General features: G+C 55.5%; 18 protein-coding genes. 9 read left to right on the top strand and 9 right to left on the bottom strand.

The annotated features are described in order from the left end of the window. Window positions 1–30 precede the first annotated feature (30 nt). From CMR03_RS20275 to kdsA, 3 genes are read left to right on the top strand one after another with little or no spacing between them, the layout of a single operon-like run. A complete protein-coding gene (locus CMR03_RS20275) occupies window positions 31–429 on the top strand; it encodes a SirB2 family protein (RefSeq protein ID WP_063879324.1) in 399 nt (132 codons plus the stop codon). Further along, window positions 426–1235, top strand: a complete 810-nt coding sequence (sirB1, locus tag CMR03_RS20280) for an invasion regulator SirB1 (protein WP_063879325.1) — start codon at window positions 426–428, stop codon at window positions 1233–1235. Before CMR03_RS20275 ends, sirB1 begins: the two co-directional genes overlap by 4 nt. Before the next feature lie 25 nt (window positions 1236–1260). After that, window positions 1261–2115: a 3-deoxy-8-phosphooctulonate synthase gene (gene kdsA, locus CMR03_RS20285; protein WP_096012478.1), complete on the top strand. Its 855-nt coding sequence runs from the start codon at window positions 1261–1263 to the stop codon at window positions 2113–2115. 63 nt (window positions 2116–2178) lie between these two features. On the opposite strand, the gene chaA is transcribed toward kdsA, so the two are convergent. Beyond that, window positions 2179–3270 (bottom strand): sodium-potassium/proton antiporter ChaA, encoded by a 1092-nt coding sequence (chaA, locus tag CMR03_RS20290; protein WP_063879327.1) that lies wholly within the window; start codon window positions 3268–3270, stop codon window positions 2179–2181. 365 nt (window positions 3271–3635) lie between these two features. On the opposite strand from chaA, the gene chaB reads away from it, so the two are divergent. Beyond that, complete coding sequence (chaB, locus tag CMR03_RS20295) at window positions 3636–3866, top strand: putative cation transport regulator ChaB (RefSeq protein WP_063879328.1); 231 nt, start codon at window positions 3636–3638, stop codon at window positions 3864–3866. 482 nt (window positions 3867–4348) lie between these two features. Further along, window positions 4349–5023, top strand: coding sequence for a gamma-glutamylcyclotransferase (locus tag CMR03_RS20300; protein WP_164484284.1), 675 nt, complete (start codon window positions 4349–4351; stop codon window positions 5021–5023). 29 nt (window positions 5024–5052) lie between these two features. On the opposite strand, the gene CMR03_RS20305 is transcribed toward CMR03_RS20300, so the two are convergent. The 8 genes from CMR03_RS20305 to CMR03_RS20340 all read right to left on the bottom strand — a co-directional run bounded on the left by CMR03_RS20305 (window position 5053) and on the right by CMR03_RS20340 (window position 14008). Continuing rightward, window positions 5053–6462, bottom strand: a complete 1410-nt coding sequence (locus tag CMR03_RS20305) for a serine/threonine protein kinase (protein WP_096012479.1) — start codon at window positions 6460–6462, stop codon at window positions 5053–5055. A 44-nt stretch (window positions 6463–6506) separates the two neighbouring features. Then, window positions 6507–7460: a hypothetical protein gene (locus CMR03_RS20310; RefSeq protein ID WP_096012480.1), complete on the bottom strand. Its 954-nt coding sequence runs from the start codon at window positions 7458–7460 to the stop codon at window positions 6507–6509. Window positions 7461–7473: 13 nt separating this feature from the next. Further along, on the bottom strand, window positions 7474–8250 hold the full coding sequence (locus CMR03_RS20315) for a PP2C family protein-serine/threonine phosphatase (RefSeq protein WP_096012481.1): 777 nt from the start codon (window positions 8248–8250) through the stop codon (window positions 7474–7476). Continuing rightward, complete coding sequence (tagH, locus tag CMR03_RS20320; RefSeq protein ID WP_096012482.1) at window positions 8247–9374, bottom strand: type VI secretion system-associated FHA domain protein TagH; 1128 nt, start codon at window positions 9372–9374, stop codon at window positions 8247–8249. Before tagH ends, CMR03_RS20315 begins: the two co-directional genes overlap by 4 nt. A 34-nt stretch (window positions 9375–9408) precedes the next feature. Then, window positions 9409–10107, bottom strand: a complete 699-nt coding sequence (tagF, locus tag CMR03_RS20325; RefSeq protein WP_063879334.1) for a type VI secretion system-associated protein TagF — start codon at window positions 10105–10107, stop codon at window positions 9409–9411. Window positions 10108–10120: 13 nt separating this feature from the next. Continuing rightward, window positions 10121–12229 carry a type VI secretion system membrane subunit TssM gene (gene tssM, locus CMR03_RS20330; RefSeq protein WP_096012483.1) on the bottom strand — a complete coding sequence of 703 codons (2109 nt, stop codon included), beginning with the start codon at window positions 12227–12229 and terminating at the stop codon, window positions 10121–10123. Further along, window positions 12229–13446: a type IVB secretion system protein IcmH/DotU gene (gene icmH / locus CMR03_RS20335; RefSeq protein ID WP_096012484.1), complete on the bottom strand. Its 1218-nt coding sequence runs from the start codon at window positions 13444–13446 to the stop codon at window positions 12229–12231. Before icmH ends, tssM begins: the two co-directional genes overlap by 1 nt. A 70-nt stretch (window positions 13447–13516) precedes the next feature. Next, a complete protein-coding gene (locus tag CMR03_RS20340; protein ID WP_063879337.1) occupies window positions 13517–14008 on the bottom strand; it encodes an SH3 domain-containing protein in 492 nt (163 codons plus the stop codon). A 480-nt stretch (window positions 14009–14488) separates the two neighbouring features. Between CMR03_RS20340 and CMR03_RS20345 the strand changes: the two genes are divergently transcribed. The 4 genes from CMR03_RS20345 (at window position 14489) to CMR03_RS20360 (ending at window position 18906) form a co-directional block, all read left to right on the top strand. Next, window positions 14489–15712: a nitrate regulatory protein gene (locus CMR03_RS20345; RefSeq protein ID WP_096012485.1), complete on the top strand. Its 1224-nt coding sequence runs from the start codon at window positions 14489–14491 to the stop codon at window positions 15710–15712. A gap of 260 nt (window positions 15713–15972) precedes the next feature. Next, entirely contained in the window at window positions 15973–17223 is a 1251-nt protein-coding gene (locus tag CMR03_RS20350; protein WP_096012486.1) for a CmpA/NrtA family ABC transporter substrate-binding protein, read from the top strand. An 11-nt stretch (window positions 17224–17234) separates the two neighbouring features. Next, window positions 17235–18107: a nitrate ABC transporter permease gene (gene ntrB / locus CMR03_RS20355; protein WP_063879340.1), complete on the top strand. Its 873-nt coding sequence runs from the start codon at window positions 17235–17237 to the stop codon at window positions 18105–18107. A gap of 10 nt (window positions 18108–18117) precedes the next feature. Continuing rightward, window positions 18118–18906, top strand: coding sequence for an ABC transporter ATP-binding protein (locus CMR03_RS20360; RefSeq protein ID WP_063879341.1), 789 nt, complete (start codon window positions 18118–18120; stop codon window positions 18904–18906). The last annotated feature ends 10 nt before the right edge of the window (window positions 18907–18916 follow it).

Below are 18916 nucleotides of genomic sequence, written 5' to 3' on the forward strand. Positions count from 1 at the left end.
CTGAATACTGAAGAACAACATGGATGAACGATGTTTGCTTACTATCCGCTAATTAAGAATCTGCACCTGCTGACCGTGGCAGTCACCATTTCGCTGTTTTTGCTGCGTTTTTACTGGCAACGCGTGGGCTCTGCCATGCTGCAACAGCGCTGGGTGCGCATTCTTCCCCATATTAATGACACGCTGTTGCTCCTGAGCGGCGCATCGCTGGTGATGATCACCCATTTCTATCCGTTTTCGCCTCAGGGAAGCTGGCTGACTGAGAAGCTGTTAGGCGTTATTATCTATATTGCCCTTGGGTCGGTGGCATTAAGTCGCCGCCCTCGTTCTGACCGCACCCGCTGGATCGCCTTTATCGTGGCATTGATTGCGCTGGTGACGATCATTAAGCTGGCACTGAGTAAAATGCCGTTACTGGGGATAGTATGAGCTCCACCGAACAACTTGATTACAGTGAGACGCCGCTGTGTGAGGCAGTGATTGGTGCCACGATGGCCATCCGCACTGACTTTCCGGCGCTGTCGGTTGAAGCACAGTTAGCTGCGTTAGTGGCAGAAGCCCGTGACTACGTCAGTCAGGAACAGGATGCCGATTTAAAGCTCGAAAAGCTGCTGGAGCTGTTTTACAAACAGTGGAAATTTGGCGGTGCCAGCGGGGTTTATAACCTGTCAGATGCACTCTGGCTGGATAAGGTCCTGAAAACCCGTCAGGGCACGGCTGTGTCGCTGGGCGTGATTTTGCTGCATATCGCGGCTGAACTCGAATTGCCCCTGATGCCGGTTATTTTCCCGACCCAGTTGATTCTGCGTGCCGACTGGCTCGACGGGGATAAATGGCTGATTAATCCCTTTAACGGGGACACGCTGGACACGCACACGCTGGAAGTGTGGCTAAAAGGCAATATCAGTCCGCTGGCGCGTCTGTATGATGACGATCTGGACGAAGCCAAAACCGAGAGCGTCATGCGCAAGATGCTGGATACGCTGAAAGCGGCGCTGATGGAAGAGAAGCAGATGGAACTGGCGCTGAACGTCAGCCAGGTGTTACTGCGGATTGATCCAGATGATCCCTATGAGATTCGCGACCGTGGTTTAATTTACGCTCAGCTTGAGTGCGAGCATATCGCGTTAAATGACTTAACCTACTTCGTTGAACAGTGTCCTGAAGACCCGGTCAGCGAGATGATCAAAGTTCAGATTCACGCAATCGAACAAAAACGCGTGACGCTGCATTAAGCGTCACCCCAGATAAGGAAAGGGCATGACACAGAAAGTCGTCAGTATCGGTGATATCAAGGTCGCAAACGATCTGCCATTTGTTCTCTTCGGCGGCATGAACGTGCTGGAATCCTACGATCTCGCCATGCGCATCTGCGAGCACTATGTAAAAGTGACCGACAAACTCGGCATTCCTTACGTGTTCAAAGCGTCTTTTGACAAAGCTAACCGTTCCTCTATTCACTCTTACCGTGGTCCTGGCCTGGAAGAGGGCATGAAGATTTTCCAGGCGCTGAAGCAGGCGTTTGGCGTGAAAATCATCACGGACGTTCATGAAGCAGCGCAGGCGCAGCCCGTTGCTGATGTGGTTGATGTGATTCAGCTGCCAGCCTTCCTCGCGCGTCAGACCGATTTGGTTGAGGCGATGGCGAAAACCGGTGCGGTCATTAACGTGAAGAAGCCACAGTTTGTCAGTCCGAGCCAGATGGGCAACATCGTCGATAAGTTTGCCGAAGGCGGAAATGACAAAGTGATTCTGTGCGATCGTGGCAGTAACTTTGGCTATGACAACCTGGTTGTGGATATGCTGGGCTTTAACGTAATGAAGAACGTGACTCAGAACTCGCCGGTCATTTTCGACGTAACGCACGCGCTGCAAACCCGCGATCCCTTCGGTGCCGCCTCCGGTGGTCGCCGTGCTCAGGTGGCCGAACTGGCCCGTGCCGGTATGGCTGTGGGGATTGCCGGCTTGTTTATCGAAGCCCACCCGGAACCGAACAGTGCCAAGTGTGATGGCCCGTCGGCGCTGCCACTGGATAAGCTGGAGCCTTTCCTGGTGCAGATGAAAGCCATTGATGATCTGGTTAAGAGCTTCCCGGCGCTGGACACCAGTAACTAAGCTGTCTGCACAAAATAAAAAAGAGCGACAATTCGCTCTTTTTTTTCGTCTCAGGTCAGCGGGTTACAGCATGATTGTCATCAGGTAACCGATAAACAGGGCCAGATGGGCCGCGCCGTTCAGGACATTGGTTCGGCCAGTAGAGAAGCTGAGCTGACACAGAATCAGTGACGCAATCATAATCACCATCTGCGGTGGCTCCAGGCCAAATACCAACTCTTGTCCGGTCAGGGTTGCGATGATAGAGACGGCAGGTACGGTGAGTGAAATGGTCGCCAGCACCGAGCCAAAGAACAGGTTCATGGCGCGCTGTACCTGATTCATCAACACGGCTCTGATCGCCCCCAGTCCTTCTGGCGACAGAATCAATAACGCCACCAGAAAGCCGGTAAACTGCTTAGGCGCGTTCATCTCACTCAGTAAATGCTCCAGCGGGTTGGCATTCATCTTGGTCACGGCAATGACCGCAATCAGATGGATAATCAACCAGATAGCATGCCAGACGCTGCTGTGGGCAGAGGGTTTACCGTGATGGGGATCGCCATCATCGCTTTCATCTTCATGCTCATACACAAACAGGCTCTGATGGGTTTTGGTCTGGATTAACAAGAAAACGCCATACATTGCAGCGGAGATCGCGGCAATCAGCAGTGCCTGGGCCGTCGTGAAGTTCCCACCGGGTAACGCATTCGGGAACACCAGCACCAGGATGGCCAGCGGAAAAATGGCAATCAGGTACTGTTTTACCCCGGCCAGATTCACGTACTGCGTGGCAAACTTATTCCCGCCCAGCAGTAGCGCAAAGCCGACCAGACCACCGGTCACGATCATGATGATGGAATAAAGTGTATCGCGCATCAGGGCGGGCGCGGCATCACCGGTTGCCATCAGCGCCGAGATTAAGCTGACTTCAAGAATGACCACCGACAGGCTGAGAATCAGCGAGCCATAGGGTTCACCGAGACGATGCGCCAGAACATCCGCATGGCGCACCACGCTGAAGGCGCTGCTAAGAATCGCCACCAGCGCGAGTAAGTTAATACCAACCACAATGGGCAGTGAGGTTTGTGCATTAAAAAAATAGAGTATGCCAAGGGCAATAAGGGGAAGTATCAGTGAAAACTCTTTGTGACGTGTTTTTTCATGTGAAGGCATTCACCATCCTCTCTGCTGAATAAAAGGGGTAATTCATTTACCCACCATTACATTGAAACTTATAGGTTACGCAGTTTAACTTTTCAATGGCACCTAATGTAAAAATTTACCGCTTTTTACTTTTAAAGGGATTTTGCCTGAAAGGCGGATAACTTTATCTTATTGGGTATTTTATTCACTAAATCAGTAACAAGCATCAAACGGCTGTGGCGTTATCCTGGATTTTATCAAGATAAAAGTTCAGGGAAGGTTGTCGTTAAGCTGCCATTGAAGGCAAAATCCGTAAAAGCGGTAATAAGTGCGGGTTTGCATTTTCACTCATCTACGCCATGCTTATAAATTCGCTTGTTAACTGAGGAGACATGATGCCTTACGCTAACCGAAACGACCTTCCCGAGAGTGTGAAAAACGTTTTGCCTGCACATGCTCAGGACATCTATCAGCAGGCTTTTAACCACGCCTGGACAGAGTACAAGCATCCCGATGACCGTCGCGGTGATGAATCCCGTGAAGAGGTGGCGCACAAGGTGGCCTGGTCGGCGGTAAAACATCAATACCAGAAAGGCGATGATGATAAATGGCATCCTAAAAAGTAGTGCCCAGCGCCATTATCACGCGAACGTCAGGTCACTCCGCGTCGTCCTGTAGTCTTTCCCATGGACGGGAAGGCATTTTTCTGTCTTGGTGCGTGCAGGCATTTACGGCTTTATTTCACGCCGAAACGGTCATTTAACGCAACAACCTTGCTCGTTAATCTGGCTATATACGGTCATTAGCGGGTAACCCTTTTTACGTTATTTTTCATCCGCTAAGCCATTCAGACGGCGCGCAAGCAACCTGTAATAACGGGCTGTTACATCTCCTGTTTTTTTAAAATATCCTTTTGGTGTGCAATTAACCTTTCTGTTAATACCGCAATATAGGCAAATTTTTACTTTCTACTCCTACTCTTGCTTGCAACTGATTGTGTTAATAATTAATGTCAGTTTAATGAACAGAGCGTAAATTAGTGAATGTTGAACATAACAAAGCAGAGGAGCCACTTACACAGGACGTGGTGAAAGTCGAGGAGGTCGCATTGCTAACCCGGGAATTCTTATTAAAAGCGGATTGTAAAACATCATTTGGTGATATTGAGGAGACACTCCTGTGGAGTTGTGAACAGCGCGCGGCATCGCTGGCGGCAACCCTGGCCTGTCGGCCCGATCACAGCCCGGTATGGATCTTCGGCTACGGTTCTCTGATGTGGAATCCTGTTTTTGAAGCTGATGAAGTTGCGTCGGCGTCGCTGGACGGCTGGCATCGCGCCTTTTGCTTACGCCTGACTGCCGGGCGCGGCACGGCTTCGCATCCGGGACGTATGCTGGCGTTGAAAGAGGGCGGTATTACCCGCGGGCTGGCGTTTCGCCTGCCGGAAGAACGTCTGCATGACGAACTGGAACTGCTGTGGAAACGTGAAATGATCACCGGATGCTATTTGCCTACCTGGTGTGAGCTGACGCTGGAAGACGGACGTCGCGTTTCTGCCCTGGTGTTTATTATGGACCCCCGCCATCCGCTGTATGAGGATGATACCTGCCCGCAGGCGGTTGCGCCGTTAATTGCTGCGGCGACCGGGCCGCTGGGTTCGAATGCCCAGTATCTCTTCTCGCTGGAAGAAGAGCTGACCAAACGCGGAATGGAAGAGGACGATCTGATCCGCCTGGCGCATCAGGTACGTGCGCTGCAACAAGACTGGCTGAAGCAGGCCTGAACCATGCACCGATCCAGGCTGGCACCGAATTAATTGGTGGGATTAATCAGCCAGGTGCCGGGTTTATCAATCAGAAGTGACTGACTGCGAAGCCGGTTCCCGGCCCGCACGTCAATACGGTACTGCCCGGCGGCCAGATTCAACACCGCAAAACCGTTGCTGCTGGCATGCACCGCAACGGGCTGACCGTTCAGCACCACCTGTTCGTCGCTGGTGAGCTTAAGATAGACCATCGCCAGACCGGCGGGTACCGTGCCGGTAGCCGGTAACGACGCATGGCTCTTATCGACGAGCGAAGCAGCAGGCGTACGCGTATTCTCAATCCAGACTACTACCGCCACCGCAATCATCGCGACGCCAGCCAGCGCCAGTAATCCCGGCGACAGGAGACGTACGTTGCGTCCGGTTAACGGCTCGGCCATCGTGGCACCGTGATTCATGGCTAACACGACCGGCGGCACGGTCTCGGCTGACGCGGCGTCGCTGATAGACTGCTCATCATTACGCTGTTGCAGGCTGTTCACCACCGCCTCAACGTCGCTGACGGGCAAATCAATCAGCGCGGCAAACTCATCAATGTTCTGCGGGCGATCGTGGGGCCTCATCGTCAGCGCGCAGTCAATCGCGTGCAGCAGCGGCAGCGAGTAGCCCTGCGGTTTACGTGCCACCAGCGGTTGGTAATTATCTTCAATGCAGCGCACCACGCTGACCGGCGGCGGAGAGCCTGTAATCAACGTATGCAACACGGCGCCCAGCGCATAAATGTCCGTCCACGGACCCTGTTCACTTTCGCCTTCTTCACTGTACTGCTCAATGGGCGCAAAACCCGGTTTGAGCATGATTTCAGTTTCGTCGGAAAGGTTGCCAATCTCTTTACGGGCGGAGCCAAAGTCGAGCAGCACCGGCAGCTGATTTTCCTGAATCTGGATGTTATCCAGCGAGATATCCCGATGCAGGTAGCCCGCCTGATGAATGGTGTTGATAGCGCCTAACAGCGGCGGCAGCAGACGACGTATCCAGGCTTCTGAAATCGCCTCATGGCTGGTGACCTGCCACTCTTTTAACGTCATGCCGTTGTAGTAGAGCGTGCCCATGTAGGCAGTGCCGTTCTGTTCCCAGAAGCGCAGGACGTGAAGTAAACCAGGATGGTTAAAACGCGCCAACAGTCGGGCTTCCTGAATAAAGCTGTTCAGGCCCGCGTTAAACAGCTTTTGAAACCGTTCACCGCGCAGCGCCAGTGATAAGTCTTCGGTTCTTACCGCCAGCGACACCGGCATGTACTCTTTAATCGCAATCGTGCGTTCGAGTTGGTGATCCCATGCGCGGTAGACAATGCCGAAACCGCCGCCGCCAATCACCTCTTTAATTTCGAACTCGTTAAAACGATATCCGTCAGGCAAGGCATTCGGTATTGTTTTCTGACTGTCATTTGCCGACATAATAGACTCTCTGAACGGGGCCTGCTTGTCAGGCTACGCGGTAATTAATGGATGTTACGCCATGCACCTTCAGCAGGATCGACCCGATCCGCGCGTAAGGCGTCGACAAGTAACACATTCACTTTTTGCGACGATGTCATACCGGTCGCCCAGCGGCTGCGCAGGGCAGTAATGCGCGAGGTCAGCGCGCTGGCATTCTGCTGTGCCGCCGTTTTATCGGCTTTGATCAATAAGGTTCCGTCAAAACGCCACAGATGCTGCTGTACATCAAAGGGCAAGACCATCCAGCTGTCTGGCGCATCGGAACGGGCCAGAATCATGCGCTGGTTATTGACGTCCACAATTTGCAGATGCTGGTCGGATAGCGTCAGGTTGGCAATGGGATAGCCCTGATAAAAGCTGATCGCAAGCGTCTGTGGTTGCGCGCTACCGCTCAGGGTTATGTCACTTTTACCTTCCAGCCAGCCCTCGGCGGAGCACTGCTGTTTACCGATGTCAGGCACAAACATGGCCAGCCCACGCGCGTCCCAGGCCGTGCGAAAACGGCAGCCGTTTGGTAAGGCGAAATGCTGCAGCGGCGTGCCGTCTGCCGGACGCGACAGGCTGGGCGAGACCGCACTCTGTGCCGGGGCAGTGGCTTTGGCATCGGTATTCACAATCAGTCGCCAGTTTTGCAATTTGCTGGCGCTGCCGCTGGCCAGCACGTGGCCCTCGCTATTGGTCATTTGCCAGGGCAGCACGTCCAGATCGTTACACTGATTGGCTAACAGCGTGCCCACGCGCGGCAAAAACGTTTTTAAAACCTCAGCATCCTGACCTTTACCCGACACAATACGCAGCGGCAGTGTTTCCTGGCACCACTCATCCGGCGTTTTGCCCGCAACGTTGTCGATATACACTTCCAGTTCAAGACTGGGTGAATACACCACGCGATAATTTTCCGCCTGCGCAGTAAAGGCCATAAACAACGTGGCTATAGCGGGCAACCACAATTTCATAGAATTCCTTTAATCAATAACCTGATGGCAGAAAACGCGCTGAATCGGCCAGCGTATAAAGCAGGGTGGCATCTTGCGGCTCACCAATCCATACGGCCAGTGCGCTAAGGTTGTCTTTCTTTACGTCGCGGCTCACCGCCTGTTCCATTAACATCAGCCACTCGTCACAGGCATTCACCATGCGCAGCGCCTGCTCCATTTCCGTGGTGGTCAGGTTGAGCCAGAAACCGTCGCTACAGACTAAAAACGCATCGCCATCTTCCAGCATGATTTCTTCTGAGAAGCTCACCGGATGGGCAGGTTCTATGCCGAGCGCATTATAGAGTAAATTACTGTTAATTCCGGTATTTTCATAGCCCGCATCGCTTAACTTTTGCGCCAGACTGTGGTCACGCGTGACCTCATTCAGCACCCCGTGACGGAAGTGATAAACCCTGCTGTCACCCGCGTGCGCCCACCATGCGCGCTGTCGCGTACGGTCGATAAACAGGCCTGCCAGCGTGGTGCACATGGTGGAAAAATTCGGATTATTACCCTGGGCTATTTCAAGTAATGATCGGCACTTTTCAACCGCCTGCCGGGTAAGGGCTGGCGTCACCTGGTCGCAGGTGAGTAATTGTTCAATCAGAACATCGCACACCAGCTGCGCCGCCTGGTCGCCGCCGGGCAAGCCAGCCACGCCGTCGCACACCACAAAGCAGGCTTTGCGTTCATCCACTATGACGCCGGTTCGATCCTGATTCTCAGCGCGCAGCCCCTGCTGATACTGACTGGCAAAGGCGATATTCATGCGTCATCCGTGCGCGTCTGTGAGTCTTTGTACTGATTCACTTCCATGTCATAGGCATGAAGAAAGGCTTCCCCAAACAGCGTGTGGAAATCGTCTTCGATTTCCCCGGCGGTACGCTGGTAGCGGCGGGTAAAATAGTCCCACAGGGCAGCTTTTTTAAAGGGGGAAAAGGGGGTTTTCGACACCGCGCCGTCCGCGCGTGCCTGTTCTTCCAGCCCCTGAGGATTAAACGACTGCAGCATCGCGGCGATAATCGCGCGGATTCCGGCAATCATGCCCAACTGATGCGCCTGCAGATCGACCAACGCATCGCGCACGGCCTGTTCGGGCTGCATAAAGCCCGGCATCTGGCTTTGATACATCTGCATCAAGACGGTTTTGCCTGAGGGGAGAATTTTGAAGGGATTGTTGGCCTCGTTCAGGATCATCGTCATTTCGGCTTTGACGCCACGTTTCAGAATGGAACGCGACGACAGCAGGGCAACCGTACCTTGAGAGAACAGGCTTAGCATCCGGCCTGTAGTGCGCATTTGCTCTTCGCTGATCACCGTACTGTGGCCGTTTTTCAGCCCCATTCCGTCCAGCAGCGCCGCCACCAGCTTGTCCTGATCCAGCCCGGCGGCAAAGGGCGCATGAAAAGTTTCGCTAATCTGGGGATCGATCGCCAGCCTGGCGTCGCCGCGACGTTCAGGACGCTTCGGTACAGGCTCTTCCGTGACTTCCTCTACCTCCGCATGCTCGGGAATATCCAGCGGATTGCTACGTGTGGCGGCATGGGAAAAAAACGCCAGAGGATCGCTGTTCACGCCGTGATACGCCGGATCGCGCACGTCGATGGCGTAGTCACCAATGCGCAGGGCGTCACCGTGCTTGAGGTGCACCTGCATGCCGCGCTTAAGCGGCACACCGTTGTGTTCGACAGGCGTAACGCTGCCCTGATTGGTCAAACGGCATTCGCCTTCGCCTGACAGGTGCACCAGCGCCTGCAGACGCGAAATAGAACGGGCTTCATCCGGTAACACCAGGTCGTTATCCTGGCTGCGGCCAATGGTGCCGCCCGGCGGATGAAAGGTGACGGTTTTCACCGGAATATCAGACGTGCATTGTACGATGGTAAATTGCATGAGTTATCCCGTCATGGAGGACAGTAGCAACGCCTCACTCAAACATCGGTGGATAGAGGCCATTGCGTCCCGGCTGTGCACCTGCCGCCGGATTAAACAGTAATGAGAACAGTTCCGCTGTGAGGTTGCCGCTATGCTTGTGTGTGGCATGAACGAAACCGTCACTGCGATTGCTCCACCAGTAACTAATGTGTTGCTGAGGGTCGAAACGTTCGGCGACTTCCTGCCAGCTCAGGGTGCAAGGCAAATCGTGGAAACCGATTACATCCATAATATCGGAGTGCTGCTGTACCGGGATCATCAGCGGCGTCAGCGCCTGAATCTGCTGCTCCAGCTGGGCCGGCGTAAGGCGCTGCGTCACGGCGCTCAGCAGCGTGGCACCCAGTTCCTGAAACCAGTCGCCAGAGATGGTCAGCTGCGCCGGATGCCACTGGGCCAGGGGAAAGCTCAGCAGCGCCAGCAGCGGCCAGGCGCGTCCTACCCGATCGCAGGAGGGCAGCAGACAACCCATCTGCACCTGATTGCGGGTTGGGGTGATCGGTAATACGAAATTCCATACCGGCGCGCGTAAAAAGTCGGCATTGACCGCACCGTCCTGGTGATGCCAGTGCACCAGGCCTTGCTGAAACCAGTGGTTCCAGGGGGCAATAAGCTGCTCGGTTAACCGATGATGCAAAAAGTCCCCCGTCGAGGGCAATTTGCCGTACCAGCCAGGGGCCAGAGATGCAGGCATGTTCACCTCGCCATTATGGGTTATGCGTCGTCAGGCGCTGTGCTTTACGGGGCGCGACGGCCAGCAGGGTATTGCTGTCACCTGCATGGTTTAAATTATCAGCCAGCTTGCCCAACATCAGCGCGTTATCGCGCGCATAAGGCGAAGACTGAATTTGCTGATCCAGCAACTGACTCAAATGCCAGTCCAGCTGCTGCAAATCACGGGCGCTGACCTTATCCGGTAACGAACGCTGCAGATTCTGCAGCAGCCAGGCGCGGAGAAATTCCCCATCATAATTTCGTGGCTGGTACAGCATCTGATAGGCCCGCAGCGCGTTACGGCTGTATTCGTTATCATCACCTGGGTCGTTACGCAGCAGGTTGGTGATCTGCTGGGCAACGCGCGGCAGTAATAAAGACTTAAGCGCATTTTGATAAAGCGCCCAGGCGGCATCGCTGACCTGATTTCCCCGGTATAACCCCGCTCGCATAGTAAACGGCGGATTATCGAGAGAAAACTGATCGGACACAGGCAACTTCACCAGGTTATTCAGAAAGGGTAGCAGATCAAAAATATTATCAGCAGGCTGATGTATCACCTGCTGACTTTGTTGTGAGATAACCGGCATTCGTGCCGAAACCTGCTGCAGATAATGTTGGTTTTGATAGTAGCTCACCAACCATAACCCACTCATGATCACCAGCGCACCGGCCAGCATGCCGTAGCCAATCCAGTGTAAAAGCTGATTACGGTATTCCCAGCGGCGGTTGCTGCCCGCCAGGCCGCTCTCTTTAAACACCAGATTACTCAGCAGATCGCGAATAAAAAAGCTCTGGCCTTTATTGCCGGGAATGGGGCTGTTGCGGTTAACGCGATCCCAGGCGGCAATAGAATGGGAACCGGCCTGGCGCAGCTGCAGTTTGCGGCTCAACTCGCCCATGACACGGTCAAAAGGTAATCCTTCCTGAGTGCCGCTGGTAAAAAACAGGCCGCGCGGATTCCAGGCAACGGTGTCAGCACGCTGAGAAAACACGATATCCAGATATTCGCTGAGCAGCGGGCGCAGAGACGAGAACTCCTGCGGAAACAGGAAACACTCTGCCCGCTCATTCAGATCGCGCTCGTGGGTCATCTGATCGGCAAGCTGCAACTGAAGCTTCTGGGCTAACTGCGTAAACTGCAGGTCAAAATGCGGATGCCAGTCCTGCTTATTCGGCTTGCCGGCGTCCCAGGGGAAGGTGAACCCCCAGATAGCATCGCGTCGGGCTTTATCCAGCGTGCCGAAGTAGCTCATGAAGCCTTTCAGCAGGTCGGTTTTGGTCAGCATGATATACACGGGGAAGTGAATGCCGGTGTGCTGATGCAGTTCGGTCAGGCGTTCGCGCAGGGCGTTGGCCTGCTCAAAACGCGCCTCGGCGGAATCGCTCAGCAAATCTGCCACGCTGATGGTCATGATGACGCCATTAATCGGCTGCCGGGCACGATAGCGCTTCAGCAAATTAATAAAGCTCTGCCACTCACTGGCGTCGCGGGCGCGCTGGCTTTCCTGAAGCGCATAGCGCCCGGCGGTATCGATCAGTACAGCACTGTCGGTAAACCACCAGTCGCAATGACGTGTGCCGCCGACGCCGCGCACCGCCTCGTGACCAAAGGTATCGGTAAGAGGGAACTTCAGTCCGGCATTCAGCAGCGCGGTGGTTTTACCGGCACCGGGCGCGCCAATCATCAGGTACCAGGGCAACTGGTAGAGATAGTTGGCATTGATGCGTGCCCACAGGCTGCCCTGACGGCGACCAAAATGGGTGCGTTTCAGGCGCATGGCCGCGTCGCTGAAACGCTGGCTCAGCAGCGCTTCAGTCGCCTGACGCTCGGCGGGATCGTCGCTTTCTACGACTTGCAGCCGATCCAGAAGACGGCTGTTATACCAGGCACGGTAAACCGCAGGGATCAGCTGAAGCACGATCCAAAGCAGATAAAGGGTGCTCACCGCGATCTCGCGGTGCAGGGCTGGCTCAAGCGGGCGGGTTTCATCCCATGCAATAAGCGGCCCCAGCATCCACAGCAGGCAACTCAGTGCCGTGACGCCAATAAAGCTCCACAGCAGCCGATGCGTTAAAAATAAGCGAAATGAAGCGCGCATCAGTGTGTTCCTTGGTGAGTGCTCAGTGTTTCAGGTGCGGCAAACAGCGTGATTTCAACCCGTCGGTTACGGGTTCGGTTTTCGCTGCTGTCGTTGGGCAGCAGGGGATCGCTGTCACCGCGTCCTTCCGAGCGGATCACATGCGCATCGGCAAGCTGAACCTGAAGCAGCTGGCTGACGGCACGCGCCCGGGCAAAAGAAAATTCGTAGCTGGAGGCAAAACGGCTGCCGTCCACGGGTTTATCATCGGTAAACACCGACACCAGAATCGTGCCCTTAACATCTTTCATCGCGCTGGAGACCCGCGCCAGAATGGCCCGGCCCACCGGATTGATCACCGTGCCTTGCTCGGCAAACAGCTTGTCCGCAGGAATAATGACCTTGCTGCCAAAGGCACCGTCACTGACTTCCAGTTGGCCGGCGGCGATCACATCATTGAGCCGCTGGCGCAAATCGAGCAGGGCCTGAGGCGAAGAAGGGCGGCGATTTACCGTGATTTGCGGCAACGGCATGTTATACAGGCTGCGCAGCAGCGGCTCGGCCGCATTGCCCAGCCGCCAGTTTAGCCCGCTGTAAATCAGGCAGCCAATCAGGGCGACGAGCATTGCACAGGCCCAGAGCGGCACCATCGGACGTGCAAGCGTGCTGACCAGTGGATGCACCTGCACCAGCGGAGGGGAATCGGTGCTCTGCTGGGCGCGGGTTTCATCGATCAGGACTTTTAACCGTGCCCGCAGGCTGTCGCACTGTGCCCGGCCTTTTTCACTGCCCCGGTAGCGACCTTCGTAACCTAATAACAGGCAGTAATGAATGATTTCCAGCAGCCAGAGATGCTGCTGCGGGCTTTGCGAGATACGGGACAGCAGCTGAAAGAATTTTTCACCACCCCAGCTTTCATTGTGAAACGTAACCAGCATGCCGTTTCCGGACCAGACGCCGCGCGTGCCCCAGGGCGTTTGCGCGGCGGCCTCATCCAGAGCGCTGCAGATGCAGTAACGCGCACCAATGATCATTTCAAACGGCAGGCCCGCCTGCTTACAGCGTTGCTCAAATACGCGCACCTCATCCATCAGCGACTGACGTAAACCCGCGGGGTCGTCATGAGTGGCGGCCTGACGAATTTGCACCACCGCATTCAGCAGTGGCGCGGCAGCGTTAAGTAAAAGATTTTCGGTACCCGAGGTCGTAACCTCTCGCGGTGATGATTCCACTCTCATTACTGTGTGTTTTTCCCGCGACAGGTAGCGTTTCTGGCAGAGTGCCCAGCACGGCAGGTGTTAAATTTCATTAGTTCAGAATCCAGGTCGCCGTCGCGGTATTACGGCAGGCTTTGCTGTCGCCCCCGACGTCAACGCACACTTGTTTCGTTTTCCGCGGACGCGGACGGTCATTGCGTAAGGTGTCATCGTAACGATGCGTTTCCACGCCCGCCTTTAACGGCACGTAACCGGTTAACATCCCGTCCGGTTTATCGGCAATGGCCAGCCAGTGGTTCTCGACGCTGCCGAGGACCTCAAAAGGTTTTCCAGCCTCAAGATAACGGACGACCTTGCCGCCGTAGTCGGGTTGGGTCATCACCGACGCGTTATACAGGGCGCGCCAGGTTTGATTGACGGGCGTAAAGGTTGTCGGGGCAGCTACCGCATGGCGGTGTACCAGCTTCACGCCTTGAATATCACTGGTGACCAGCGTGTCATCATTCACCGAGGGCGGTGGCGTTTTGCAGCCGGACAATAACAGTCCCACTGACAGGATAAACGCTAAATTATTTTTCACCATTTTCCTCACGATATTATCAATATACCTGCATGTTGTTCATCAGAACACGACCGTTCACCTTCACGGGGGAAGCGCAAAAGGGTAGGCAAGCCGGTAAGATAAACGGGCAAATGACATTCATCCTGTACCGCGCTCAGTCTACCTAAGACTTTTGAGAATTCAAACCATTGCACCCAATGATATAGCATGGTAATGCGCGTTCATCATCTTCTTATCCCACCGCCCTGATGCGCCGGTTCCGCCGCCCCTGAATCGCAGAGAAAGCGGACGCTGTCAGGGCCGCCTGACAAGCCGGTTGCATAATGTCACATTCAGATGACAGGCAAAAAAAGAGTAAGCGTTCTTAACGACTTAATGGCACGCAATGCCTGGCCGGTAATGAAAACGGTCATTGTTTACGCGTCACAATCTTTAGGGACGGTGAACCGGAAGCGGCATGGCTTTTGCTTTATTCTTTTTTTGCATTGAGAGAGATGAGCAATGGATGACGCACTGAGCTGGTTGCAGGCCTCACGGCAAAGCGATATCGCCAGTCTGGAGCGACTTCGCCAGACCGGTAAATTAATTACCACGGTGAGTGAATTAGTTCATCAGCTACAGCGCGAACGCGGTGCCAGCAACCTGTGGATTTGCTCACAGGGGCGGCTGTATGGCGAGGAGCGTGAGGCGAGTGAACAGGATGTCAGCCGCAGTCAGCTTGCCTTTTGTCAGGCACTACCCAGGGCGGAGGCACAGCCGGGATACAGCCGGTTCTGCAACCTGATAGCCGCCGCCTTGCAGGCACTGGCAGAATTGCCCGCGCTGCGCCAGCAGATCGCTGGCCTTAAGATTACCCACGCGCAGGCCATGATGGCGTTTAGCCCGGTTATCCGAAGTTTGCTCAATCTGGTCTTTGAAGCCGCCGACACATCCAGCCACCCGGAAATTACCCGGGCACTCATTGCCCTGTTTAGCTTTATGCAGGGCAAGGAGTTGACCGGACAGGAGCGGGCACAGGGTGCCGCCGGATTTGCGGCCGGGCAGTTTAGTGCCGAACAGCGCAGTACGATGGTGGCATTAATCGAAGCGCAGGAACAAAACTTCAAAACCTTTCAGCAGTTTGCGGATGAGGCGGTGCTTCTCAGCTGGCAGCCTCTGGCCCAGCCAGGTCGGGAAATCGAACGGCTACGGCGCATCGCCTGCACCGATGGCAGACGCGACGACAGCGGTGCACTGCACTGGTTCTCACTGCTTTCGGAGCGCCTCGATCAGATGAAGTCGCTGGAGGATCAACTCTCTGCCGTGCTGATGTCGCGCTGCCGTGACGCTATCGCCCTGGCACAGCATCAGGCCGGTGAACCCTTAAGTGTGGCGCAGTCAGGCTGCAATTTTACCCTCTATGTCTCAGGCGCAGACTGGCTGGAGAATCAGCCTGCTGCCCTCAACAGCGAGGGCCTCGCTCCCCAGCTCGGGCGATCGTTACTGTCGTTGATTGGTGAACAGTCCCAACGTCTGCAGCGCCAGGCTAACGAGCTGGCCGCGATGCGCGCCACGCTGGAAGAGCGCAAGCTACTCGACCAGGCTAAAAACTGGTTAATGCAGCAGCATGGCCTGAGTGAAGAAAACGCGTGGCAAATGCTGCGCAAAAGCGCGATGGACCAGAACAAACGCTTACCGGAAATCGCCCAGGCGATCGTAACGGTTGCCGCCACGGTGAAGCGCTAACCCGAAAGTATTAGCTGCACAACGCTTGTGCGTGATCTGCGTCACTACCGTGCAAAAACGGTTAAAAAACCATCGCACAGGCCCGCGCAAGGCTGTTTTGACCGCACTCCTCACTCTGGCACGCGGTTTGCTTTACCTTAATGAGTATGTGTATTTGCTTTGCCAACGGCGGTAGAGCGAGTGCTTTGGATAAAGGCGTCCATCCCCCTGTGAGAGCAGTGGGGAGGACGCCTTTTTTTTATCTCTTCAGGGTGGCAAAGATGAGCAAATCGCCAGTTTCACTTTCTCGTCGTCAACTGCTGTTATCCGGCGCAGCCGTCGGTGGACTCTGGCTATTGCCGGGATTGCGCAACGCAGTGTGGGCGGCGGGTTCCGATGCCCCAGAAAAACCGACCGTGCGCGTCGGCTTTATTCCCCTCACCGACTGTGCGCCGGTGGTGATGGCCTCGGTTAAAGGGTTTGACAAGAAATATGGTCTGACGCTGCAGGCCAGCAAAGAAGCCAGTTGGGCGGCAGTGCGCGACAAACTCACCTCGGGTGAGCTGGATGCCGCACATGTGCTCTACAGTCTGATCTATGGCCTGCAACTGGGCGTCGCCGGTCCCCAGCATGATATGGCGAACCTGATGACGTTGAACAACAACGGTCAGGCCATCTCTCTGTCGAACCAGCTTAAAGCCCAGCAGGTAACCGACGGTGCAAGCCTGAAAAAGGCCATCGACGGCCAGGCGAAAGGCAGCTTCACCTTCGCCCATACCTTTCCCACCAGCACTCACGCCATGTGGCTCTATTACTGGCTGGCCAACGCCGGAATCAACCCCTTTGACGATGTGCGCACCGTCGTGGTGCCGCCGCCGCAAATGGTGATGAATATGAAGATTGGCAACATGAGCGGCTTCTGTGTCGGCGAGCCGTGGAACCAACGCGCCATCAGCGACAATATCGGCTTTACTGCCGCTACCAGCCAGCAGATTTGGCCGGATCACCCTGAAAAAATCCTGGGCACCCGCGCTGAGTGGGTCAACGCCAACCCGAATACGGCCCGTGCGCTCACTGCCGCGGTGCTGGAGGCCGCCCGCTGGATCGATGCCTCGGACGATAACCGCCGTGAAACGGCCCAGGTGCTGGCCGGGCGGGCCTGGATCAACACCAAATCCGAAACGCTGGAAGGACGCATGCTGGGTCAGTACGAAAACGGGCTGGGTCAAAAATGGCAGGACCCCCACGCCATGCGCTTTTTCCACGACGGCAGCGTCAGCTTTCCCTATCTCTCTGATGGCATGTGGTTCCTGACTCAACTGAAGCGCTGGGGGATGGTGAACAACGATCCGGATTACCTGGCGGTCGCAAAGCAGATCAACCGTATTGATATCTACAAACAGGCTGCCAGCGCGGTCGGCAACGTCACGCTGCCCGGCAGCGACATGCGCAGCAGCACCTTAATCGATGGCAAAGTATGGGATGGCAGCGATCCAGCCGCCTACGCTGCCAGCTTCGCTATTAAACGTTAAGAGAGGCCGTGATGAAAACCCAGACTCGTCCACTGGCGCAGCCGGTAACCGCGCCCAGCCAGGCAACGGTAGTTCCCCTTCAGGTTACGCCTAAAAAAGTACGACCGCCTGCGCGCTTACGTCCGTTGTTACAGCGCGCGATTCCGGTGCTGTGCGGCGTTCTGCTCCTGCTTCTGGTGTGGCAGATCGCCGCGCTATACAGCCAGGGCTTTCCCGGGCCTTACGCCACCTGGGAGGCGGCTAAAATTCTGTTCGCCGATCCCTTTTATAACAACGGCCCCAACGATCAGGGCATCGGCTGGAACGTCCTGGCCTCGCTGCAACGTGTGGCTGTTGGATTTGGTCTGGCGGCGCTGGTGGGTATTCCCGCTGGCTTTCTGCTGGGTCGCTTCACCTTTGTCGCGCGGATGTTCAATCCCATCATCGCCTTGCTGCGCCCGGTCAGCCCGCTGGCCTGGTTGCCTATCGGCCTGCTGCTGTTCCAGCGCGCGGAACCGGCCTCAAGCTGGACCATTTTTATCTGTTCGATCTGGCCGATGATCATCAACACCGCTGAAGGCGTGCAGCGCATCCCGCAGGATTACCTCAACGTGGCGCGCGTGCTGCAGCTCTCCGAATGGACTGTTATGCGCCGCATCCTGTTTCCTGCCGTGTTGCCTGCCGTGCTTACCGGCGTGCGCCTCTCCATTGGCATTGCCTGGCTGGTGATTGTTGCGGCCGAGATGCTGACCGGTGGTCTGGGGATTGGCTTCTGGATCTGGAACGAATGGAACAATCTGAACGTGGAAAACATCCTGATTGCCATTCTGCTGATTGGCGTGGTTGGCCTGCTGCTTGAGCAGGGACTGATGCTGCTGGCGCGTCGTTTTAGCTGGGATAAATAAGGAGAACACCATGCAACCTATCATTCGCGTACAGCAGGTCAGCCAGCGCTTTACCACCTCCGGCGGGGATTTCCTGGCGCTCGATAACGTCAGTTTCGATATCCATCAGGGGGAAACCCTGAGCCTGATCGGTCATTCCGGCTGCGGTAAATCAACCCTGCTGAACCTGATTGCGGGCTTAACCCGACCCACCAGCGGCGTGCTGCTGTGTGATAACCGTGAAGTGACCGGCCCTGGCCCTGAGCGGGCGGTGGTGTTTCAGAACCACTCTCTGCTGCCGTGGCTGACGGCGTTTCAGAACGTGGAGCTGGCGGTGCAGCAGGTCTTCAAAGGCAAAATGCACAAGGCGGAGATGCACGACTGGATCGAGCATAACCTGAACCGGGTGCAAATGAGCCATGCCATGCACAAGCGCCCCGGTGAGATCTCCGGCGGGATGAAGCAGCGCGTCGGCATCGCCCGCGCCCTGGCAATGAAGCCGCGTGTTTTATTACTCGACGAGCCTTTCGGTGCACTGGATGCCTTAACGCGCGCGCACCTGCAGGACAGCGTGATGCGTATTCAGCAGGAGTTGAATACCACCATTGTACTGATTACCCACGACGTGGATGAAGCGGTGCTGCTCTCTGATCGGGTTCTGATGATGACCAATGGCCCGGCCGCCCAGGTTGGCGACATCCTTAAGGTCGATCTGGCGCGACCGCGTTCGCGGGTGGCGCTGGCAGAGGATGCGCGTTATCACCAGCTGCGCCAGAAAGTGCTGCATTTTCTCTACGAAAAACAGACGTCGGCGGCGTAAGGATTACACC

This window comes from Pantoea allii (assembly GCF_002307475.1).
GTDB classification, from domain to species: domain Bacteria; phylum Pseudomonadota; class Gammaproteobacteria; order Enterobacterales; family Enterobacteriaceae; genus Pantoea; species Pantoea allii.

What these genes read in the sequence shown, in the direction of transcription:
- tagF (WP_063879334.1), bottom strand. Translation starts at nt 10,107, where the DNA reads ATGCCTGCATCTCTGGCCCCTGGCTGGTACGGCAAATTGCCCTCGACG.
- CMR03_RS20305 (WP_096012479.1), bottom strand. Translation starts at nt 6,462, where the DNA reads ATGTCGGCAAATGACAGTCAGAAAACAATACCGAATGCCTTGCCTGAC.
- kdsA (WP_096012478.1), top strand. Translation starts at nt 1,261, where the DNA reads ATGACACAGAAAGTCGTCAGTATCGGTGATATCAAGGTCGCAAACGAT.
- ntrB (WP_063879340.1), top strand. Translation starts at nt 17,235, where the DNA reads ATGAAAACCCAGACTCGTCCACTGGCGCAGCCGGTAACCGCGCCCAGC.
- CMR03_RS20350 (WP_096012486.1), top strand. Translation starts at nt 15,973, where the DNA reads ATGAGCAAATCGCCAGTTTCACTTTCTCGTCGTCAACTGCTGTTATCC.
- CMR03_RS20340 (WP_063879337.1), bottom strand. Translation starts at nt 14,008, where the DNA reads ATGGTGAAAAATAATTTAGCGTTTATCCTGTCAGTGGGACTGTTATTG.
- tagH (WP_096012482.1), bottom strand. Translation starts at nt 9,374, where the DNA reads ATGCAATTTACCATCGTACAATGCACGTCTGATATTCCGGTGAAAACC.
- sirB1 (WP_063879325.1), top strand. Translation starts at nt 426, where the DNA reads ATGAGCTCCACCGAACAACTTGATTACAGTGAGACGCCGCTGTGTGAG.
- icmH (WP_096012484.1), bottom strand. Translation starts at nt 13,446, where the DNA reads ATGAGAGTGGAATCATCACCGCGAGAGGTTACGACCTCGGGTACCGAA.
- CMR03_RS20345 (WP_096012485.1), top strand. Translation starts at nt 14,489, where the DNA reads ATGGATGACGCACTGAGCTGGTTGCAGGCCTCACGGCAAAGCGATATC.
- CMR03_RS20360 (WP_063879341.1), top strand. Translation starts at nt 18,118, where the DNA reads ATGCAACCTATCATTCGCGTACAGCAGGTCAGCCAGCGCTTTACCACC.
- CMR03_RS20275 (WP_063879324.1), top strand. Translation starts at nt 31, where the DNA reads ATGTTTGCTTACTATCCGCTAATTAAGAATCTGCACCTGCTGACCGTG.
- chaA (WP_063879327.1), bottom strand. Translation starts at nt 3,270, where the DNA reads ATGCCTTCACATGAAAAAACACGTCACAAAGAGTTTTCACTGATACTT.
- CMR03_RS20315 (WP_096012481.1), bottom strand. Translation starts at nt 8,250, where the DNA reads ATGAATATCGCCTTTGCCAGTCAGTATCAGCAGGGGCTGCGCGCTGAG.
- chaB (WP_063879328.1), top strand. Translation starts at nt 3,636, where the DNA reads ATGCCTTACGCTAACCGAAACGACCTTCCCGAGAGTGTGAAAAACGTT.
- tssM (WP_096012483.1), bottom strand. Translation starts at nt 12,229, where the DNA reads ATGCGCGCTTCATTTCGCTTATTTTTAACGCATCGGCTGCTGTGGAGC.
- CMR03_RS20310 (WP_096012480.1), bottom strand. Translation starts at nt 7,460, where the DNA reads ATGAAATTGTGGTTGCCCGCTATAGCCACGTTGTTTATGGCCTTTACT.